Raw genomic sequence first — 16,348 nt, 5'->3', positions numbered from 1 at the left:
TTGCCATCATTACCGATGCTTACATCGTTAATCGGCGAACATCGGCGGCCTCTCCGGCAGCCAGTGGCGCTGGCGTCCCTGGGCCCTGCCCTCCGCTACGCCACCCAGTCCCCAGAGCGAAGCCAGCTGATCGAGGGCGATGCGCAGCACCAGCTTGGCGCCGCGTCGCGGCCAGCCATGGCTGAGCTCGATATCCTGCAGACCGCGATCGAAGCAGCACACATCCACCAGCACCGACCAGCAATCACCCGGCAGGCGATGCGCCAGTGCGCCCAGCAGCCGCCGCGCCTCGGCGGCGCTATCGGCCAGCTCCCCCTGCACTGGCCGCCCGCGATTGCCGCCGACATGGCTGGCGTCATACGACATGGTGACCCGCTGGCTCAATTGCGCCCTGCGCATCAGCCGCGCTAGGCGCCGCGCCGCCTCGCCATGCTGATCGCCCAGAAATCCCGCCTCATTGCCGCGCCGCGCCAACAGCCGCTGTACGGCGTCGGGGGTTTCGTCACCCTTCTGCATGTCAGGCATCATGGCTGACGCCCTCCTGCTGCAGGCACCGTTCCAGCCGGCAGATTTCAGCATCGAAACTGGGATCGTCGCGCAGGTCCTCGATCTGGGCGCAGGCATGGGAGACAGTTGTCCTATCTCGTCCGAAGGCGACGCCCACCCGTGCCAGGCTTTCCCCGAAAACCACATGCGCCAGATACATGGCCAGATGCCGCGCCTTGGAGGCGCGCGATCGGCACCGCGACGCATTCAGAATAAGTTTCGTCGGCACCTGCCGTTCCGCCGAGACCAGGGTGACAATGCGATCATAGGGTGCAGTTGGCTGCAGCGCGGCGCGCGTCGCGGAAAAACGGTGGCGCTTGATGGTGCGAACAGGCATCGAAAACTCCGTCAGATGAAGGATAATATTCCTACATCCTGCCCAATGACCAGCCATCCGAGGATAAATATCTTATCTCTTTGTTAAACATGCGCTTTCGCCGCGCCGACGCAGAAGCCCGCTCCCGCAGACCCCGAGAAACACAAAAGCCGCCCGATGGGCGGCCACAGCGTTTGGACTAGACCATTTCAAACTGAGGTGGACTCGGGGCACTTGCGCCTCCCTCCCCCTTGTGGGGAGGGATTGAGGGTGGGGGTCCATGAGTGGATCATTCACCACCCCTCCGCCCCGGCCCTCCCCCTGCGTCAGGGGGAGGAATTATCGAGAGCGAGGCGTGCTGCCCCGCGTGCTGGCGGCGTCTTGAGAAAGACGCGGCTGCGTCAGGCCTTGCGGCCGAGGCCATTGTCCTTGGCCAGCTGCGAACGGGTCGCCGAATAGCTGGGCGCGACCATCGGATAGTCGGCCGGCAAACCCCACTTCTCGCGATATTCTTCGGGGGAGAGGTTGTAGTGGGTGCGCAGGTGGCGCTTGAGCGACTTGAACTTCTTGCCGTCTTCAAGGCAGATGATGTAGTCGGCGGCCACAGACTTGCGCACCGGCACTGCCGGCTTGAGCTCTTCGACTGGTGCGGGTACTTCGTTGGACTGCAAGGCGCGCAGGGCACCGTGGACTTCAGCGATGAGCTTGGGCAAGTCGCTGGGGCTGACGGCGTTGTGGCTTACATAAGCGGAGACAATTTCCGTGCTGAGTTCGATCAGATCGGACTCACCACCAGCGAACGCGCCGGTATCGTCGTTCATTTTTCAACCTTCCGAAATTTTTATTGAGCCGCAACAAGGGCAGTTGTCAGCTTATCTTAGTCCTAGCCCCGTTTATTGCGACAGGCAAGCCGCGCGACTATATTTTGCATGTAATGGCAAGAACTATTCATGTGGCGGAATTTTGACCGCTGTTCAAATCCAGTTTGTCGCTGCGGGTGGCGCCGTCTGGTCTGTATCCGGAAATATAACTGGCGCGGGCCAGCAGATGAGCGCCCAGCGGCGTGGTTAACAACAGGAAAACGATGCCAATGATCGCCCGTAATGCCACTGCGCTATCTTGTCCCACCAGTGCCACCGCCAGCAAGATCAGTCCGCCACCCACCGCGCCTGCCTTGGACGCGGCATGCATGCGCGTATAGAGGTCGGGCAGCCGGATGACGCCGACGCTGGCCAGCAGGGTGAAGGCCGCACCCAGCAGCAGCACCGTGCCGCCGATATAGAGTTCAAGCCCCGCCATCGCGATAAGCCTCCTCTGCCCTGGCGCCGCGACTGAGGATGTAGCGGGCGAGTGCGACAGTTGCGAGAAAACCCAGCAGCGCCACGGCAATGGCGATGTCGAGATAGAGCGAGATGCCGGTGCGCACCGCCACCGCGCCGATGAACCCCATGGCCACCACGGTCAACAGGTCCAGCGCCAGCACCCGGTCGGCAAGGGTCGGCCCGATGACGATGCGCACCATGGAGAGCAGCAAAGCCAGCCCCAGCAGCACCAGGGCAATGAGGCTGGTGACGTCGATGAACTGTTCCGGGCTCATTCGAACACCGCCTTCACCTGCTTTTCGAAGCCATTGACGATGTCGGCGATCAGCGCCTCGCGGTCGTCCATGGTCAGGGCATGAACATAGAGATGCTTGCGATCCGGCGAGACATCGATGCTCAGCGTGCCGGGCGTCAGGGTGATGAGATTGGCGAGCAGCGTGATTTCGGCATCTGAAGTGACGCTGAGCGGCACCGCCACGATCGCCGGCCGCACCACGGCCTTTAGGTCGGGACGAATCACCACCAGCGCCACGCGCACGGCGCTGGCCATCAATTCGTAGAGGAACAGGGCCAGCAGCCTGATGATTCGCCCCATGCGGCGCAGGCCCCTGCGGCTCGACAGGCTGTCGCGCAACAGAAAGGCTGCCGCCAGTCCGAGCAGGCCCCCGAACAACAGGTTGAGGCCAGAAAAGCTGCCCGTCGTCCCCGCCCATAGCAGGGCCAGTATCAGGACCAGAAGCGCAGTATTCATGGCTCGTCTCCTGCCAACCCGGTCGCAGCAACATAGCGCGCTGGGTTGAGCATATCGCTGGCGCCGTCGCGGGCGCCGGCCATCATCGGATTGGGCCAGAGGCCCGCCGCGCCGACCACCAGCGCCAGCGCCACACTCATCGCCAGACCCAGCCGGCCGCGCCGGTCAAGCGACAGCAAGGCCAGTGCATCATGCTCGGACGCGCCCTCTTTGCCCTGCCGCCAGAAAATATGGGCCCAGAGCCTCGTACCGGCGATCAGTGTCAGCACGGCATTGACCAGCAATGCCACCACCAGGGCCGTCGCCATCCAGGCATCGGCACTACCGCTCACCCCCTGCTCCGCCCCCGCCTGCAACAAGAGCAGCTTGGGCCAGAAGCCGAGAAAGGGCGGCACGCCGGCCGTGGCCAGGACCGCACCGAGAAACAGGATCGAGAGCGGCGTGCTGGCGGCGTAGAAGCCGCCCATCTGTCGGGTGTCGAACGCCCCGCTGCGCTTCTCAATCAGTCCGGCGACCATATAGAGCACGGCCATGGTCAGCATGGCGTGGAACACATAAAGCCCGGCGCCCGCCACGCCACTTGCGTTGGGCAGCGCGATGCCGGCCAGCACGGCGCCGATGCCGCCAATGACCAGGAAGCCGATGGCGCGGCGCAGATGCGTCTCGGCAATGGCGCCCAGTGGCGCCAGCACCAGCGTGAGGATGGCCAGCAGCACCAGCACCGGCTCGAGCACATCGCGACTGCCAGGCAACACTGCCACCAGCGCCCGCAGCAGGGCATAGGCGCCCACCTTGGTCAGCAGGCTGGCGAAGAGCGCCGATACCGCCACCGGCGGCACGTGATAAGAGGCGGGCAGCCAGGCATTGAGCGGAAAGGCCGCGGCCTTCATGCCGAAGGCCAGGAGCAGCAGGGCCGCCACTCCGGTCATCGCCGCCGGACTGGCCTGCGGCGCGACGCGCATGATGTCAGCCATGTTGAGCGTGCCGAGCAGCCCATAAAGCAGCCCCAGCGACAACAGAAACAATGTCGTCGCGAGGAAATTGAGGAAGCCATATTTCACTGCCGCATCGAGCTGTACCGGCCGGCCGCCCAAAACCAGCAAACCAAACGAAGCAATCAGCGTCACCTCGAACCAGACATAGAGATTGAACAGGTCGCCGGTGAGAAAGGCGCCCGTCACCCCAGCCAGCAGCAACAGCACCATGGCGTGGAAATTGTCACCCCGATCGCTCTCGTCGCGGTCGGTTTCGGCATAGATCAGCACTACCAGCGTCACCAGCGCGGCGGCCAGCGCAAAGCCGGCGCCAAAGAGGTCGGCGCTAAGGCTGATGCCGAAGGGCGGAAGCCATTTGCCCATGGTCATGCTCACCGGCCCGCCGGTATAGACCTGCCAGAGCAAGGCCGCTTCACAGACCAGGATGGCGAGCACGACAATTACTGCCGCCGGCAGCGTGGCGCGCGGCCAGCGACGCAGTAGCAACAGGCTGGCGGCGCCCATCAGCGCCAGAGCCACCGGCAGGACAATGGTCCAGGCCAGAAGCGGCGTCGCCGTCTCGATCATGGCCACCGGCAGGGTGACATCGGAAGAAGAAGCGGCCATGGCGTCAATAACTCAGGGGCGGCTGCGGCGCCCGTTCGGGTTCAGCCAGCCGCATGGCGTCGGTATTATCGGCATCGAGGCTCTGATAGGCGCGGAAGGCCAGCACCAGGAGAAAGGCGAACATCGAAAAGCCGATGACGATGGCGGTGAGGATCAGCGCCTGCGGCAGCGGATTGGCAATGGCTCCATCGGGGGTATCAAGGCCCGGCGGCACGATGGGCGGGATTTCCCGCATCACCCGGCCGGCGGTGAAGATCAGCAAGTTCACGCCATTGCCGAAAATGGTCATGCCCAACAGCATGCGGATCACCGAGCGCGACAGCAGCAGGTAGACACCCGCAGTAATGAACAGGCCAACTAGCGCGGCGAGAATATAGTCCATCAGGGTATCTCCTCTCCGTCATCGCCTTCAAGCGCCAGCGCGATGGCCGACAGGGTGCCGAAGACCACGAGATAGACCCCGAGGTCGAAAAACAGTGGCGTCGAAATCGGCAGCACCGTTTCGCCCAGATCGAGATAGAGCCAGATACTGGTCATGAACGGCGCGCCGATAAAGACGCTGAGCAGGCCCGAGGCGCCCGCCAGCACCACGCCGCAGCCGGCCAGCACCATGGGGTCGATCTTGAGCGCCCGCTTTGCCGCCTCGGCGCCCCAGGCCATGCCGAGCACACCGATGGATGCCGCGCCGATCAGGCCGCCGATAAAGCCGCCCCCCGGTTCATTATGGCCGCGCAGGCACACATAGACCGAGAACACCAGCATGGTGGCGACGATGACAGGGGCCAGCGTTCGGAAGATCACCGTGTTCATGGTGCCGCCTTTCCGGCCGCATCGACCTTCTTGCGCCGCCGCAGCAGCGCCAGGATGGCGAGCCCAGCGCCCATCACCACCGAAATCTCACCCAGCGTATCGAAGCCGCGATAGTCGACCAGGATGACGTTGACGATATTGTGCCCATGGGCGATCGGCACGCTGGTGGCGGTGAACAGATCGGAGAGGCGGGTATCGAGCGTGCCGCTTAACACCTGCATCAGCAATAGCGCCACGCCCAGTCCGCAGAACAGCGCCAGCATGCCGTCGCGCGCCAGGTCCTCGAAGGGTCGGGGATCGCGGTCGTCGAGCCGCAGCCGCGTCATCACGAAGGTCAGGATCACCACCGCCAACACTTCTACCATCAGCTGGGTGAAGGCCAGGTCCGGCGCCCCGAACAACAAGAAGATCAGCGCCAGCGCCGCCCCCTGCACGCCCAGCGACAGGATGGCCACCAATCGTGTCCGCGATAGCAGCACCGCCACCAGACCCGCCACGGCCAGCACCACCACGCCCCATTCATAGATGCGCAGCGAGCCCAGTCCGACCTTGTTGGACCATTGTCCCAATTCTTCGGGCAAGCTCATCCAGGCCAGCCCGTTGAGCGTCAGCATGGGCACGAACAGCGCCAGGCCCATCGCGGCGAACACCGCGACGAGGTAGAGCTCCAGCCGTCCGTGATGCAGCACCCGCGTCACGGCCCCGGCAAAGCGGATGAGCCCGAACATGGCCGCATCGAACACCTTGTCGGCATTCCAGCCCAGCTTATGGTCCACCCGCCGCAGCAGGGTGCGCATGGTGTCGGCCTGCCGATAGACCAGGATACCCAGGGCCCAGGTCAGGGCCGACAGCCAGAGCAGCGGGCTGGCAATATCGAGCACGAGAGTCAGATGGGTCTTGACCGTTTCGCCCAATATGGCAGCGCCCCCCGGCTCGGCCACCAACACGCCCACCCCATCGGGCACGACGCCGGCAACGACGCCGAGCCCGCCAAGCAGGATCGGGCCCGCCAACATGGCGACCGGCGCCTCATGCGCCGATTTCGGCGTCGGCACGGTCTCGCCCAGGAACGGCCGGATCATCACCAGCAGTGCCACCCCGGCGAGCAGCGCATTGCCCGCCACCAGCACCACAAGCGTGGCGATCAGCTGCCAGTCGCCGCCCATGACGCCCAGATACATTTCTTCCTTGGCGAAATAGCCCACGGTCAGCGGCAGGCCGACCATGGACAGCGCCGCCAGCGCCGCGCCGATAAAGCTGACCGGCATCTTGTCGGCCAGCCCACCCAGTGCGGTGATGTCGCGCGTCCCGGTCTCGTGGTCGATGGCCCCCACCACCATGAACAAGGCTGCCTTGTAGAGCGCATGCGCCACGAAATAGATCATCATCGCTGCGATGGCATAGGTGCTGCCCAGCCCGATCAGCAGCACCAGCAGGCCCAGCGAGGCGAGCGTGGTCTGCGCCAGCATCTGCTTGAGATCGGTCTGCTTGATCGCCGCCAGCGCGCCCCAGAGCAGCGTCACCGCGCCAAACCCCACCAGCAGCATCGTCCAGACCGTTGTGCCGCCAAGCACCGGCGTCATCCGTGCCAGCAAGTAAACGCCCGCCTGCACCATGGTGGCCGAATGCAGGAACGCAGACACCGGCGTCGGCGCCTCCATGGCATTGGGCAGCCAGAAATGCAGCGGCACCTGTGCCGATTTGGTGAAAGCTGCGACCACGAACAGGCTCAGCACCAAGCCATAAAGCGCGTGCTCCTGCAGCCCCTGCCCCATGGCCCGCACCGCGCTCATCTCCCAGCTGCCGGTGAGCTGATGCACCAGCACCGCCCCGGCCAGCAGCGCCATGCCGCCGATATTGGTGATGACAAGCGCCTGGATCGCCGCCCGCCGCGCCGCCTGGCGCGCATGGTCGAAGCCGATGAGCAGGAACGAGGTGACCGAGGTCAATTCCCAGAACAGGAACAGCGCCAGAAGGCTATCGGCCAGCACCAGCCCCAGCATGGCGCCCATGAAGGCGAGAATGAAGGCGAAGAAACGCCCCTGATGTTTGTGCCCGGCGAGATAGGCCCCCGAATAGAGCACGATCAGCGCCCCGATTCCCGAAATGGTCAGCGCGAAGACCAGGCTCAGCCCGTCGAGATGAAAGCTCAGATCCAACCCATAGGCCGGCACCCAGCCGATGGCGACGCTGACGCTATTACCCGCCGCAATGGTGTCGAGAAAACCCAACAGCACATAGAAAATGCCCAGCGGCACCAGGGCCAGGACATAGCCACTCAGCCGGCCAAGCAGATGATGGATCGCAGGGGCGAGGATGGCTGCCCCGAAAGGCGCCAGTGCGGCCAGTGCGATGCTTGTCTGCGTGTCCAAACCAAGACCCTTCGCTACGATTCCGAGGCGAACCTTAACGAATGGAGCCCCCCGCTCAAGCAAAACCGGACTCGCAAGCGCCGACTTCTGGGGAAACTGCCCATTGTGCCAACCAAATCCGCTTGCGGCCCACCGACTCTACGGTCCCGCCCCGCCCGCAAATCCGGGCACCTCCCCCTTTCCATCCCCCCGGCCAAGGCCTATGTCCTTGCCAGCCTTATCGTGCGGCCCGGCCGCGCCCTGTCCTTCGTGGAGATTGCCTCACCATGGCCAAAGCCCCCCTCGCCAAGCGCCTTGCCCATTCGCATAGCCATCACGGCGTCACCCGCGTCGATGACTATGCCTGGCTGCGCGCCGACAATTGGCAGGAAGTGATGCAGAAGCCCGAGACGCTGGATGCCGAAATCCGCGCCTATCTCGAGGCCGAGAACAACTATTACGAGGCCGAATTCGGCCAGCCCACCGCCGCCCTGCAGGACGTGATCTACAAGGAGATTCGCGGCCGCATCAAGGAAGACGACAGCGGCGTCCCCTCGCCAGATGGCCCCTTCGCCTATAATTCGCGCATGCTCGAGGGCAAGCAATATCCCCAGATCGTGCGCACCGCCCGCGATGGCGGCGCCGAGACCGTGCTGCTCGATTGCAATATCGAAGCGGGCGAGGACTATTTCGGCTTTGCCGGCGCCAGCCACGATCCCGGCCACGCTCTGCTCGCCTGGGCCGCCGACCGCGCCGGCTCGGAATATTACGACATCGTGCTGCGCGATCTCGCCAGCCTCACCGATACCGGCGAGGTGATCCGGGAGACCGCCGGCTCCTATGTCTGGAGCAATGACTCCAAGTCCATCTACTATACCGAATATGACGACAACCACCGCCCCTATCGCGTGCGCCGCCACGATCTGGGCACCGACCAGGCCGCCGACCCGATCATCTATGAGGAGAGCGATCCCGGTTTCTTCGTCGGCGTCGGCAAGACGCTGTCGGACAAGTTCATCGTCATCGACGCCCACGATCACCAGACCTCGGAAGTCTATCTCATCGACGCGGAACAGGGCGGTGAGCCGCGCCTCGTCGCCCCCCGCGTCACCGATCGCGAATACGAGGTCGATGAGCGCGACGGCGTCCTCTATATCCGCACCAATGCGGACGGCGCCGAGGACTACAAGATCGTGACCGTCCCCGCCGACGCGCCGGCCGCCGCCAACTGGGTAGACCTTGTGCCCCATCGCGAGGGCGTGCTGGTGCTCGACGTGGCCCTGCTCAAAAACCACCTGCTGCGGCTCGAGCGCGAGGACGGCTTGCCGCGCATCGTCGCCCGCGACCTGCGCACCGGCAAGGAAGAGGTCGTGCGCTTCGCCGAGGAGGCCTATTCGCTGGGCATGTCCACCGGCTATGAATTCGACACCTCGGTGTTCCGCCTGTCCTATTCCTCGCCCACCACGCCCAGCCAGGTCTTCGATTTCGACCTGGAAACCGGCCAGCGCACCCTGCTGAAAACCCAGGAAGTGCCCTCGGGCCACAACCCCGCCGATTACGAAACCCGCCGGCTCTTCGCCACCGCGCCGGATGGCGAGCAGGTGCCGGTCACCCTGCTCTATCGCAAGGGCACCAGGCTCGACGGCTCCAACCCCGCCTTGCTCTACGGCTATGGCGCCTATGGCATGTCGATGCCGGCGGCCTTCTCGGTTTCGGTGCTGTCGCTGGTCGATCGCGGCTTTGTCTACGCCACTGCCCATATCCGCGGCGGCATGGAAAAAGGCTATCGCTGGTATAAGCAGGGTCGCCGCGAGCATAAGACCAACACTTTTACCGATTTCATCGCCGCTGCAGAAATGCTGATCGAGCAGGGCTATACGTCAAAGGGCAGGATCGTCGCCCAGGGCGGCTCGGCCGGCGGCATGCTGATGGGCGCCATCGCCAATCTCAGGCCGGACCTCTGGGGCGGCATCATCGCACAGGTGCCCTTCGTCGACGTGCTCAATACCATGCTCGACGACACTCTGCCGCTGACCCCGCCGGAATGGCCCGAATGGGGCAATCCCATCACCTCCCCCGCCGACTATGAGCGCATCGCCGCCTATGCGCCCTATGAGGCCGTGTCGGCCCAGGCCTATCCGCCGATTTTCGCCCTGGCCGGGCTGACCGATCCGCGCGTCACCTATTGGGAACCTGCCAAATGGGTGGCAAAACTTCGGGCAACCAAGACCGGGGATGCACCATTATACCTCAAGACCAATATGGGTGCCGGCCATGGCGGCGCGTCCGGTCGCTTCGACCGTCTCAAGGAAACCGCCCAGTGCTACGCCTTTGCAATAAAGTCAGTCGGATTGGATGGTTAGTTCACCCGCCGACATTGTTGCGACACGCGCATGCGCCTATAAAAAGCACACACTTGGAGCTTTTCACATCTGGGAAAGCGTGACTCTATCGCCCCCTCCCCCTTGAGGGGAGGGCTGGGGAGGGGGTGGTTCAGTGATCCACCGTTGGACCCCCACCCTCATTCCCTCCCCTCAAGGGGGAGGGAGGCGACAAGGCCGAAAGTCCTGCGGACAGCGAATTGCTCTAGCCAGTTTCACCAGCGTCATACCATTCTCGAACGGAGGCTAACATGACCACCAAATTCACCCTTCCACCGCTGCCCTACGCTTACGATGCGCTGGGCCCCTATATGTCGGCGGAAACGCTCGAATTCCACCACGACAAGCACCACCAGGCTTACGTCACCAATGGCGAAAAGCTGCTGGAAGGGTCGGGTCTGGAAATTCTCGAGCTCGAAGACATCGTCAAGGAGAGCTTTGGCAAGAATGCCGGCCTCTTCAACAATGCCGGCCAGCACTATAACCACGTCCATTTCTGGAACTGGATGAAGCCCAATGGCGGCGGCAAGTCCCTGCCGGGCAAGCTCGCAGCCAAGATCGACGAAGATCTCGGCGGCTTCGACAAGTTCCGCGGCGATTTCATCCAGGCCGGCACCACCCAGTTCGGTTCGGGCTGGGCCTGGCTGTCGCTCAACCACAAGACCGGCAAGCTGGAAGTGACCAAGACCGCCAATGGCGAGTCCCCGCTGGTCCATGGCGGCAAGCCGCTGCTCGGCGTCGACGTGTGGGAACACTCCTATTACATCGACTACCGCAACGCCCGCCCAAAATACCTCGAAGCCTGGTTCGACAATCTCGTGAACTGGGAACACGTCGAAAAGCTGTTCGAGGAAGCCACCGCCTGATCCAGGCGCCGCTTCACCTCATGCAACGGCGGGAGCAATCCCGCCGTTTTTTTGTGCGCCTGCGATGGCGATAACCGCAGGCCGTTACCCAACCTCCGGCCGTCACCCAACCACAGATCGTCACCCACCCACAGGCTGTCCCCCACCCACAGGCTGTCCCCCAGCCGCTGATCGTCACCCTCGGGCGAAGACCCGAGGGCTCTCCACGTCGCGACAACCAAACAAACCCCCTCGGCTCAAGGCCGAGGGTGACGATCAGTGGCTAACCGCCTCAGCCAGCCCTACTAAAACGACACCGTCCCCCACCCACCGTTCCGCCCTCGGGCTCGACCCGAGGGCCCGTCAGCAAGCCACCGCGTGCCATTGGTGCGCGTGGAGATTGGCCCTCGGATCAAGCCCGAGGGCGGAGTTTTGGTTAGGAAGCAGCGTGCCAATAGCGAGAGATAAACCCAGTGCCTGTGACATCATCTCGCCCAACCACGATGCAACCCCTCCCCCTTCTTCAGGGGGAGGCCGGGTGGGGGTGCGCCGAACGCTCAAACCCCAGGTTTGACACACCTGCCACACCCACAGGCTGTCCCCCAGCCGCCGATCGTCACCCTCGGGCGAAGACCCGAGGGCTCTCAACGTCGCGACAACCAAACAAACCCCTCGGCTCAAGGCCAAGGGTGACGCTCAATGGCTAACCGCCTCAGCCGGCCCCACCCTTACTCCACCGTCCCACCTGGGGTAGGGGCTGCATCGCTTCGTAGACAAAGTCTAGCCAAAAACACCGGCCGGCCTCCGTCCCCCTTGAGGGGAGGGAATGAGGGTGGGGGTGCTGAACTATCGGAGAATCCGTTTGGAAATGGGGGTTTGCGGCGCCCGCAGCACCCCCACCCCGGCCCTCCCCTCAAGGGGGAGGGAGAGCAGGAGCCGCGGTCACCGTGCCTCCCGATGAGACCAAAGTAAACACTGCCCTCAAGGGGGGTGGCGCTGGAGCCGCATCAACCAGAACGTGAAACGCCGCTAAAGCACCGCCCGCATCTCACCCACGACAGCCCCACGCACATTCTTGGTCGGCAGCCGCGCGAACTGTTCAAGCACCTCGCGCTGTGCCGCATCCGGGTCGGCGAATTTCAGCAGCAGGGCTGCGACCATGGCCTGGCTGGCGGCCATATTGCCGTCGTCGCATTTGAGCGCATACCCCCAGCCCTTGCTGCGAATGGCGCCGCATTGCACGCCTTCGGCGCCCCCCTTCTGCATCACACTGCCCTTGAAGGCCGCCATGACCAGCGTGTCGAGGTGACCGGTGCCGGCGACGAGATGGGGGTGGCTCGTGGCCGCATCGAACAGCGCCTTTGCGCCCGCGGCATGGCCGGCATCCAGCCCCTTGCCGGTGGCCATGCGGGCAAAACCCTGCGCAAAACTGCGGATCGGGGCGGCCCAGGTGGGAATGGAACAGCCATCGGTGCCGCAGCGATCTTCGGTCAGCGCCTCACCAATCACCGCCTCCACCGCCGCCCGCACGGCGCGCTGCACCTCATGCTCGCGGGTCACATAACCCTCGGTGGGCACGCCCATGGCCAGCGCCACGCTCAGCATGCCCGAATGCTTGCCCGAGCAATTGTTGTGCAGCGGGCTGGGGTCCTGCCCCGCCGCGCGCAGCGCTTCGCGCGCCTTGCCATTGGTGGGCATATGCGCGCCGCATTCGAGATCATTGGCCGACAGCCCCATGCGCTCGAGGAAATGCGCGACATTGCTCACATGGTCGTCCTCACCATGATGGGAGGCACAGGCCAGCGCCAGCTCTTCGGATGTGTGATGGAATTTCTCGATCGCGTGGCGGTCGAAGATGGCCAGCGCCTGCATCGACTTGATGGCCGAGCGCGGAAAGATCGGACGGTCGATATCGCCGGCCGAGGCGATGATGGTGCCATCGGCATCGGTCACCACGAAGGCGCCGCGATGGCGGTTCTCCACCCAGTTGCCACGCACGACTTCGACGAGAACGGGATTGGCATCCATATCAAAAACTCCGGCCCAGACGCTGCCACGAACAGCGCTGGACCGGAAAAGTCAACATGCATGGGTTGGAGGTGGGGTGATGCGCGGCGGCGTCAGCCCTTGATCGGGGTCAGGAAACGGGAATTGACCCAACCCTGAACCGAGCCACGATCGACGAGGCACCAGTCGGTGCTGTTCTCGACCTCGATGCAGCGTTCGACCCAGACACGGGTGCCGGGATTGAGCGCACCGACCTTCTGCGAGTAGCTGGCCGGCCATTTGCGCACATTGAGCTGATCCCACTGAGCCACATTGCTCACCCGCGCCAGCGTCTCGACCGAATATCCGGCGGCCAGTGCCGGCTGCACGGCGAAAGCGGCCGCGGCCGTGACCACGAGGCCGCAGAGTGCAGCGACCAGAACCTTTTCCTGAGCCTTGTTCATTTGACTGTCCCCCTGGACGATTGTCATCGTTGGAGAGACCCTAACCGCCCCGATTTGAACTCACCCTGAGAGGCGCGTTCAGAATCCGTTCATATCGCGGTCAGGGTCCGGGTGAAGCGCTCAATTCATGTGGCGCTGGTAGACATAGAGGACGATGCCGTTATTGCCGCCGAAGCGCAGCGACACGACGTCGTTCTGGTCGTAGCCCTTGGCCTTGAGCGCGGCCATCAGCGTGGCATTACGGGCGATCGGGGTGCGCAGGCGATCGACATTGCCATTGACGAACAGCGCGCCATAGTCGCCGCGGCCGGTCAGATGCAGCTCCTCGCAGATGGGGATCAGCCACACGTCATTGCCGCGAATTGCTTCGATATCTGAGGCCTTTACGCGGCGCATATGGCCCATTTCGTCGGCGCAATTGCCCGAATTGGACGAGGCGACCGGCTTGGTCTGCTGGTTCTGCTGGCCAGCGACCCAGACGGCGGCGCTGGACATTGTGGTGGTGGCTGCCGTGGCAAGACCGGCGACGAGCATGAGCGTGGTGAGCTTGAGCATTTGAAGTCTCCTGTTTCGATCCGGGCGAAGCGCCCCGTCGATGTCCCTCCATCGACCTTGATCGATGTTTTCCCACACTTGGTTTGAACCGCCCCTGAGAGCGCCATTCATCTGCCGTTTACCCATGCAAGCGGTTGGCATTGCTAGGGGTTTGCGATATTCTCCACGCCTGAGGAACGCGAAATTTGCTTGAAATCTGAGGAGGTTGGCATGACGAAAATTCTCGTGACGGGCGGCAGCGGCAAGCTAGGACGCGCCGTCTTGCGCGACCTGGTCGAGCATGGTTTTGACGTGCTCAACCTCGACCAGCAGGCCCTGCCCGAGCCCATCTGCCCCAGCGTCCGCGTCGATCTCAGCAATTTCGGCGAGGTCGCCGCCGCCATTCTGGGCGGCATCGACGAAAAGCGCGGCCCCTTCGACGCCGTGGTGCATCTGGCGGCTATTCCGGCGCCGGGTCTGGCCGCCAATGCGCGCACGATCAGCAACAATGTCGCGGCCAGCTACAACATCTTCGAAGCCTGCCGCCTGGCCGGCATCAAGAATGTCGTCTTCGCTTCGAGCGAAACCGTGCTCGGCCTGCCCTTCGACACGCCACCGCCCTATGTACCTGTAGACGAAGAATATTTTCCGCGACCGGAAAGCGCGTATTCACTCGGCAAGCTGCTCGACGAGACCATGGCAGCCCAGTTCTGCCGCTGGGATCCGGACCTGCGCATCGTCGGCCTGCGCTTTTCCAACGTCATGTACCCGGAGGACTACGCCACCTTCCCCGGTTTCGACAGCGACCCCAACAAGCGCAAGTGGAATCTCTGGGGCTACATTGACGCCCGCGACGGCGCCCAGGCCGTGCGACGCGCCATTCTTGCCGATTTCAAGGGCTTTGAAGCCTTCATCATCGCCAATGCCGACACGGTCATGAGCCGCTCGAACATTTCGCTGCTGGCCGAAGTCTTCCCAGAGGTCGAGCAGCGCGGCAATATCGCGACCAACTCCACCCTGCTCTCCATCGATAAGGCCAAGCGCATGCTGGGCTTTTCGCCGCAATATAGCTGGCGCAACGCGGTGGCCTGATCGGTCTACGACCAAAGTGGCGTGGCGGAACGTCCTATTGCTAGCCGCGCCGCAAACGGGCCTCCTGCTCTGCTGAGGAGCCCGAGATGACCAGCCTGATCCCGCAAGATCACCCGCACCGCAGCGCTGTCATGGAAGAGGTCCATGCGCGCCCGGTGCAGATCGTGCCCGACGCATGCCGCGTGCGCCGCCTGGTATTGGTCATGCCCGGCGAGCCCGGCGCCATGCAAAACGCCTTTGATCGCTTTGCTACCTTCCGCCGCGCGGCCGGGATGGAGCTGCCGCAATCGGCCAGCCGCCAATATAGTTTTGCGACGCCAAAGCGCGACGTGACCTGGGAATTCCACACTGAATTCATCACCATAACCTGGCGCTCGGCCATCGATGACGGCGAGAACTGGCCTGAGGACATCGGTCTTGAGGCTGTTGGAGACGGCACGCTGATCGGCGCCATGCGCATCGACGTGATCACCGACACCACTATCCCCGAGCGTCTCCTGCCCGGCTTCAATCTCGCCAGCCTCTGCCTGTCGGATATCGAGGGCGGCAAAGCGCAGGTCATCACCGATTTCGTGCCCGACGCCGCCCGCTTCACCCGCATAGAGTTTGCCGCCGGCGGCCTCACCACCCTGCGCCGATCGATCCTGTTGCGGCGCTTGCTGGAGGTTGAGACCTATCGCAGCATGGCGCTTTTGGGCCTGCCGCTCGCCCGTTCGGCCTCGGCCGATCTGCGCGGCATGGAAACTGAGCTTTCGCGGGTAATCGATGGTCTTTCGGACGCTACGAGCCCCGCCAGCGCCCAGACAGTGCTCGACGCGCTGCATGGCCTTTCCGTGCGCTCGGGGCAATTGTCCGAACGGCTCGGATACCGATTTGCCGCCGGCCGCGCCTATGGCGAGGTGCTGCGCACCCGTTTGATGGGCCTGCGCGAACAGGGCACCAGCCGCGGCTCGACACTGACACACTATATCGGCAACCGCGTCGATCCCGGTCTGGCCACCTGCGCCGCCATCGAACAAAGGCTCAGCGTGCTATCGGCCAAAATCGAGCGCGCCATTGGCCTGCTCAATGTGCGGATCGGGGTCGATATGCAGGTGCAGAACGCCGCTTTGCTCGACAATATCGCCCGCACTGCCCGCAGCCAGTTCCTGCTGCAGCGCACGGTGGAGGGTCTCTCCACCATTGCAATCAGCTATTATCTGCTGGGGATCATCAGCTATCTTTTGGCCGGGCCGCTGACGCAGCTGCACTGGGACAAGACCATGGCGCTCTCGCTCGCCGCGCCCTTCGTGGTCCTTGCCGTCTGGCTTATGGCCCGCGCGGTGCGCCGCGCCCACGAGCCACACTGA

Annotated in this window: 17 protein-coding genes; 4 read left to right on the top strand and 13 right to left on the bottom strand. The window is 63.8% G+C overall.

Going from position 1 to position 16,348, the window contains the following annotated elements; genetic code table 11:
- Positions 1 to 27 precede the first annotated feature (27 nt).
- The 10 genes from BGO80_RS15845 to mbhE form a co-directional block, all read right to left on the bottom strand.
- Complete coding sequence (locus BGO80_RS15845) at positions 28 to 528, bottom strand: DUF6456 domain-containing protein (protein ID WP_286722223.1); 501 nt, start codon at positions 526 to 528, stop codon at positions 28 to 30.
- Positions 518 to 883 carry a helix-turn-helix domain-containing protein gene (locus BGO80_RS15840; RefSeq protein ID WP_126152189.1) on the bottom strand — a complete coding sequence of 122 codons (366 nt, stop codon included), beginning with the start codon at positions 881 to 883 and terminating at the stop codon, positions 518 to 520. Before BGO80_RS15840 ends, BGO80_RS15845 begins: the two co-directional genes overlap by 11 nt.
- Before the next feature lie 380 nt (positions 884 to 1,263).
- Positions 1,264 to 1,683 (bottom strand): Ros/MucR family transcriptional regulator, encoded by a 420-nt coding sequence (locus tag BGO80_RS15835; protein ID WP_126151726.1) that lies wholly within the window; start codon positions 1,681 to 1,683, stop codon positions 1,264 to 1,266.
- Positions 1,684 to 1,810: 127 nt separating this feature from the next.
- A complete protein-coding gene (gene mnhG / locus BGO80_RS15830; RefSeq protein WP_126151725.1) occupies positions 1,811 to 2,161 on the bottom strand; it encodes a monovalent cation/H(+) antiporter subunit G in 351 nt (116 codons plus the stop codon).
- Positions 2,148 to 2,459, bottom strand: a complete 312-nt coding sequence (locus BGO80_RS15825) for a cation:proton antiporter (RefSeq protein ID WP_286722222.1) — start codon at positions 2,457 to 2,459, stop codon at positions 2,148 to 2,150. The genes mnhG and BGO80_RS15825 overlap by 14 nt, the downstream gene beginning before the upstream one ends.
- Positions 2,456 to 2,935, bottom strand: coding sequence for a Na+/H+ antiporter subunit E (locus BGO80_RS15820; RefSeq protein WP_286722221.1), 480 nt, complete (start codon positions 2,933 to 2,935; stop codon positions 2,456 to 2,458). The genes BGO80_RS15825 and BGO80_RS15820 overlap by 4 nt, the downstream gene beginning before the upstream one ends.
- The gene (locus BGO80_RS15815) at positions 2,932 to 4,536 is read right to left on the bottom strand and encodes a proton-conducting transporter transmembrane domain-containing protein (protein WP_286722220.1); all 1,605 of its coding nucleotides are present in this window, start codon (positions 4,534 to 4,536) and stop codon (positions 2,932 to 2,934) included. Before BGO80_RS15815 ends, BGO80_RS15820 begins: the two co-directional genes overlap by 4 nt.
- Positions 4,537 to 4,540: 4 nt before the next feature.
- Positions 4,541 to 4,918: a Na+/H+ antiporter subunit C gene (locus tag BGO80_RS15810; RefSeq protein ID WP_126151721.1), complete on the bottom strand. Its 378-nt coding sequence runs from the start codon at positions 4,916 to 4,918 to the stop codon at positions 4,541 to 4,543.
- Complete coding sequence (locus tag BGO80_RS15805) at positions 4,918 to 5,346, bottom strand: MnhB domain-containing protein (RefSeq protein WP_286722219.1); 429 nt, start codon at positions 5,344 to 5,346, stop codon at positions 4,918 to 4,920. The genes BGO80_RS15810 and BGO80_RS15805 overlap by 1 nt, the downstream gene beginning before the upstream one ends.
- A complete protein-coding gene (gene mbhE / locus BGO80_RS15800; protein WP_286722218.1) occupies positions 5,343 to 7,718 on the bottom strand; it encodes a hydrogen gas-evolving membrane-bound hydrogenase subunit E in 2,376 nt (791 codons plus the stop codon). The genes BGO80_RS15805 and mbhE overlap by 4 nt, the downstream gene beginning before the upstream one ends.
- A gap of 266 nt (positions 7,719 to 7,984) precedes the next feature.
- Here mbhE and BGO80_RS15795 point away from each other — a divergent pair, with 266 nt between their 5' ends.
- Positions 7,985 to 10,060 carry a S9 family peptidase gene (locus tag BGO80_RS15795; RefSeq protein WP_286722217.1) on the top strand — a complete coding sequence of 692 codons (2,076 nt, stop codon included), beginning with the start codon at positions 7,985 to 7,987 and terminating at the stop codon, positions 10,058 to 10,060.
- 269 nt (positions 10,061 to 10,329) lie between these two features.
- Positions 10,330 to 10,944 carry a superoxide dismutase gene (locus BGO80_RS15790; RefSeq protein ID WP_286722216.1) on the top strand — a complete coding sequence of 205 codons (615 nt, stop codon included), beginning with the start codon at positions 10,330 to 10,332 and terminating at the stop codon, positions 10,942 to 10,944.
- 1,008 nt (positions 10,945 to 11,952) lie between these two features.
- Here the strand turns inward: BGO80_RS15790 and BGO80_RS15785 are convergent.
- The 3 genes from BGO80_RS15785 to BGO80_RS15775 form a co-directional block, all read right to left on the bottom strand.
- On the bottom strand, positions 11,953 to 12,951 hold the full coding sequence (locus BGO80_RS15785; protein WP_286722215.1) for an asparaginase: 999 nt from the start codon (positions 12,949 to 12,951) through the stop codon (positions 11,953 to 11,955).
- 92 nt (positions 12,952 to 13,043) lie between these two features.
- Positions 13,044 to 13,373, bottom strand: a complete 330-nt coding sequence (locus BGO80_RS15780) for an SH3 domain-containing protein (protein ID WP_164550333.1) — start codon at positions 13,371 to 13,373, stop codon at positions 13,044 to 13,046.
- Between the two features lie 120 nt (positions 13,374 to 13,493).
- Entirely contained in the window at positions 13,494 to 13,928 is a 435-nt protein-coding gene (locus BGO80_RS15775) for a hypothetical protein (protein WP_126150319.1), read from the bottom strand.
- Between the two features lie 210 nt (positions 13,929 to 14,138).
- On the opposite strand from BGO80_RS15775, the gene BGO80_RS15770 reads away from it, so the two are divergent.
- Both BGO80_RS15770 and BGO80_RS15765 read left to right on the top strand, forming a co-directional pair.
- Positions 14,139 to 14,999: an NAD-dependent epimerase/dehydratase family protein gene (locus BGO80_RS15770; RefSeq protein WP_286722214.1), complete on the top strand. Its 861-nt coding sequence runs from the start codon at positions 14,139 to 14,141 to the stop codon at positions 14,997 to 14,999.
- An 86-nt stretch (positions 15,000 to 15,085) separates the two neighbouring features.
- Positions 15,086 to 16,348, top strand: coding sequence for a DUF3422 domain-containing protein (locus tag BGO80_RS15765; protein ID WP_286722213.1), 1,263 nt, complete (start codon positions 15,086 to 15,088; stop codon positions 16,346 to 16,348).

Origin of the sequence: Devosia sp. 63-57 (genome assembly GCF_001899045.1) — a bacterium.
GTDB lineage: Bacteria > Pseudomonadota > Alphaproteobacteria > Rhizobiales > Devosiaceae > Devosia > Devosia equisanguinis.
This window is presented reverse-complemented; position numbering and strand designations above follow the sequence as displayed.

Coding starts and splice junctions, on each gene's coding strand:
- BGO80_RS15795 (WP_286722217.1), top strand. CDS start 7,985: ATGGCCAAAGCCCCCCTCGCCAAGCGCCTTGCCCATTCGCATAGCCAT.
- BGO80_RS15790 (WP_286722216.1), top strand. CDS start 10,330: ATGACCACCAAATTCACCCTTCCACCGCTGCCCTACGCTTACGATGCG.
- BGO80_RS15820 (WP_286722221.1), bottom strand. CDS start 2,935: ATGAATACTGCGCTTCTGGTCCTGATACTGGCCCTGCTATGGGCGGGG.
- BGO80_RS15840 (WP_126152189.1), bottom strand. CDS start 883: ATGCCTGTTCGCACCATCAAGCGCCACCGTTTTTCCGCGACGCGCGCC.
- BGO80_RS15835 (WP_126151726.1), bottom strand. CDS start 1,683: ATGAACGACGATACCGGCGCGTTCGCTGGTGGTGAGTCCGATCTGATC.
- BGO80_RS15785 (WP_286722215.1), bottom strand. CDS start 12,951: ATGGATGCCAATCCCGTTCTCGTCGAAGTCGTGCGTGGCAACTGGGTG.
- BGO80_RS15810 (WP_126151721.1), bottom strand. CDS start 4,918: ATGGACTATATTCTCGCCGCGCTAGTTGGCCTGTTCATTACTGCGGGT.
- BGO80_RS15815 (WP_286722220.1), bottom strand. CDS start 4,536: ATGGCCGCTTCTTCTTCCGATGTCACCCTGCCGGTGGCCATGATCGAG.
- BGO80_RS15765 (WP_286722213.1), top strand. CDS start 15,086: ATGACCAGCCTGATCCCGCAAGATCACCCGCACCGCAGCGCTGTCATG.
- mnhG (WP_126151725.1), bottom strand. CDS start 2,161: ATGGCGGGGCTTGAACTCTATATCGGCGGCACGGTGCTGCTGCTGGGT.
- BGO80_RS15805 (WP_286722219.1), bottom strand. CDS start 5,346: ATGAACACGGTGATCTTCCGAACGCTGGCCCCTGTCATCGTCGCCACC.
- BGO80_RS15845 (WP_286722223.1), bottom strand. CDS start 528: ATGATGCCTGACATGCAGAAGGGTGACGAAACCCCCGACGCCGTACAG.
- BGO80_RS15780 (WP_164550333.1), bottom strand. CDS start 13,373: ATGAACAAGGCTCAGGAAAAGGTTCTGGTCGCTGCACTCTGCGGCCTC.
- BGO80_RS15770 (WP_286722214.1), top strand. CDS start 14,139: ATGACGAAAATTCTCGTGACGGGCGGCAGCGGCAAGCTAGGACGCGCC.
- BGO80_RS15775 (WP_126150319.1), bottom strand. CDS start 13,928: ATGCTCAAGCTCACCACGCTCATGCTCGTCGCCGGTCTTGCCACGGCA.
- BGO80_RS15825 (WP_286722222.1), bottom strand. CDS start 2,459: ATGAGCCCGGAACAGTTCATCGACGTCACCAGCCTCATTGCCCTGGTG.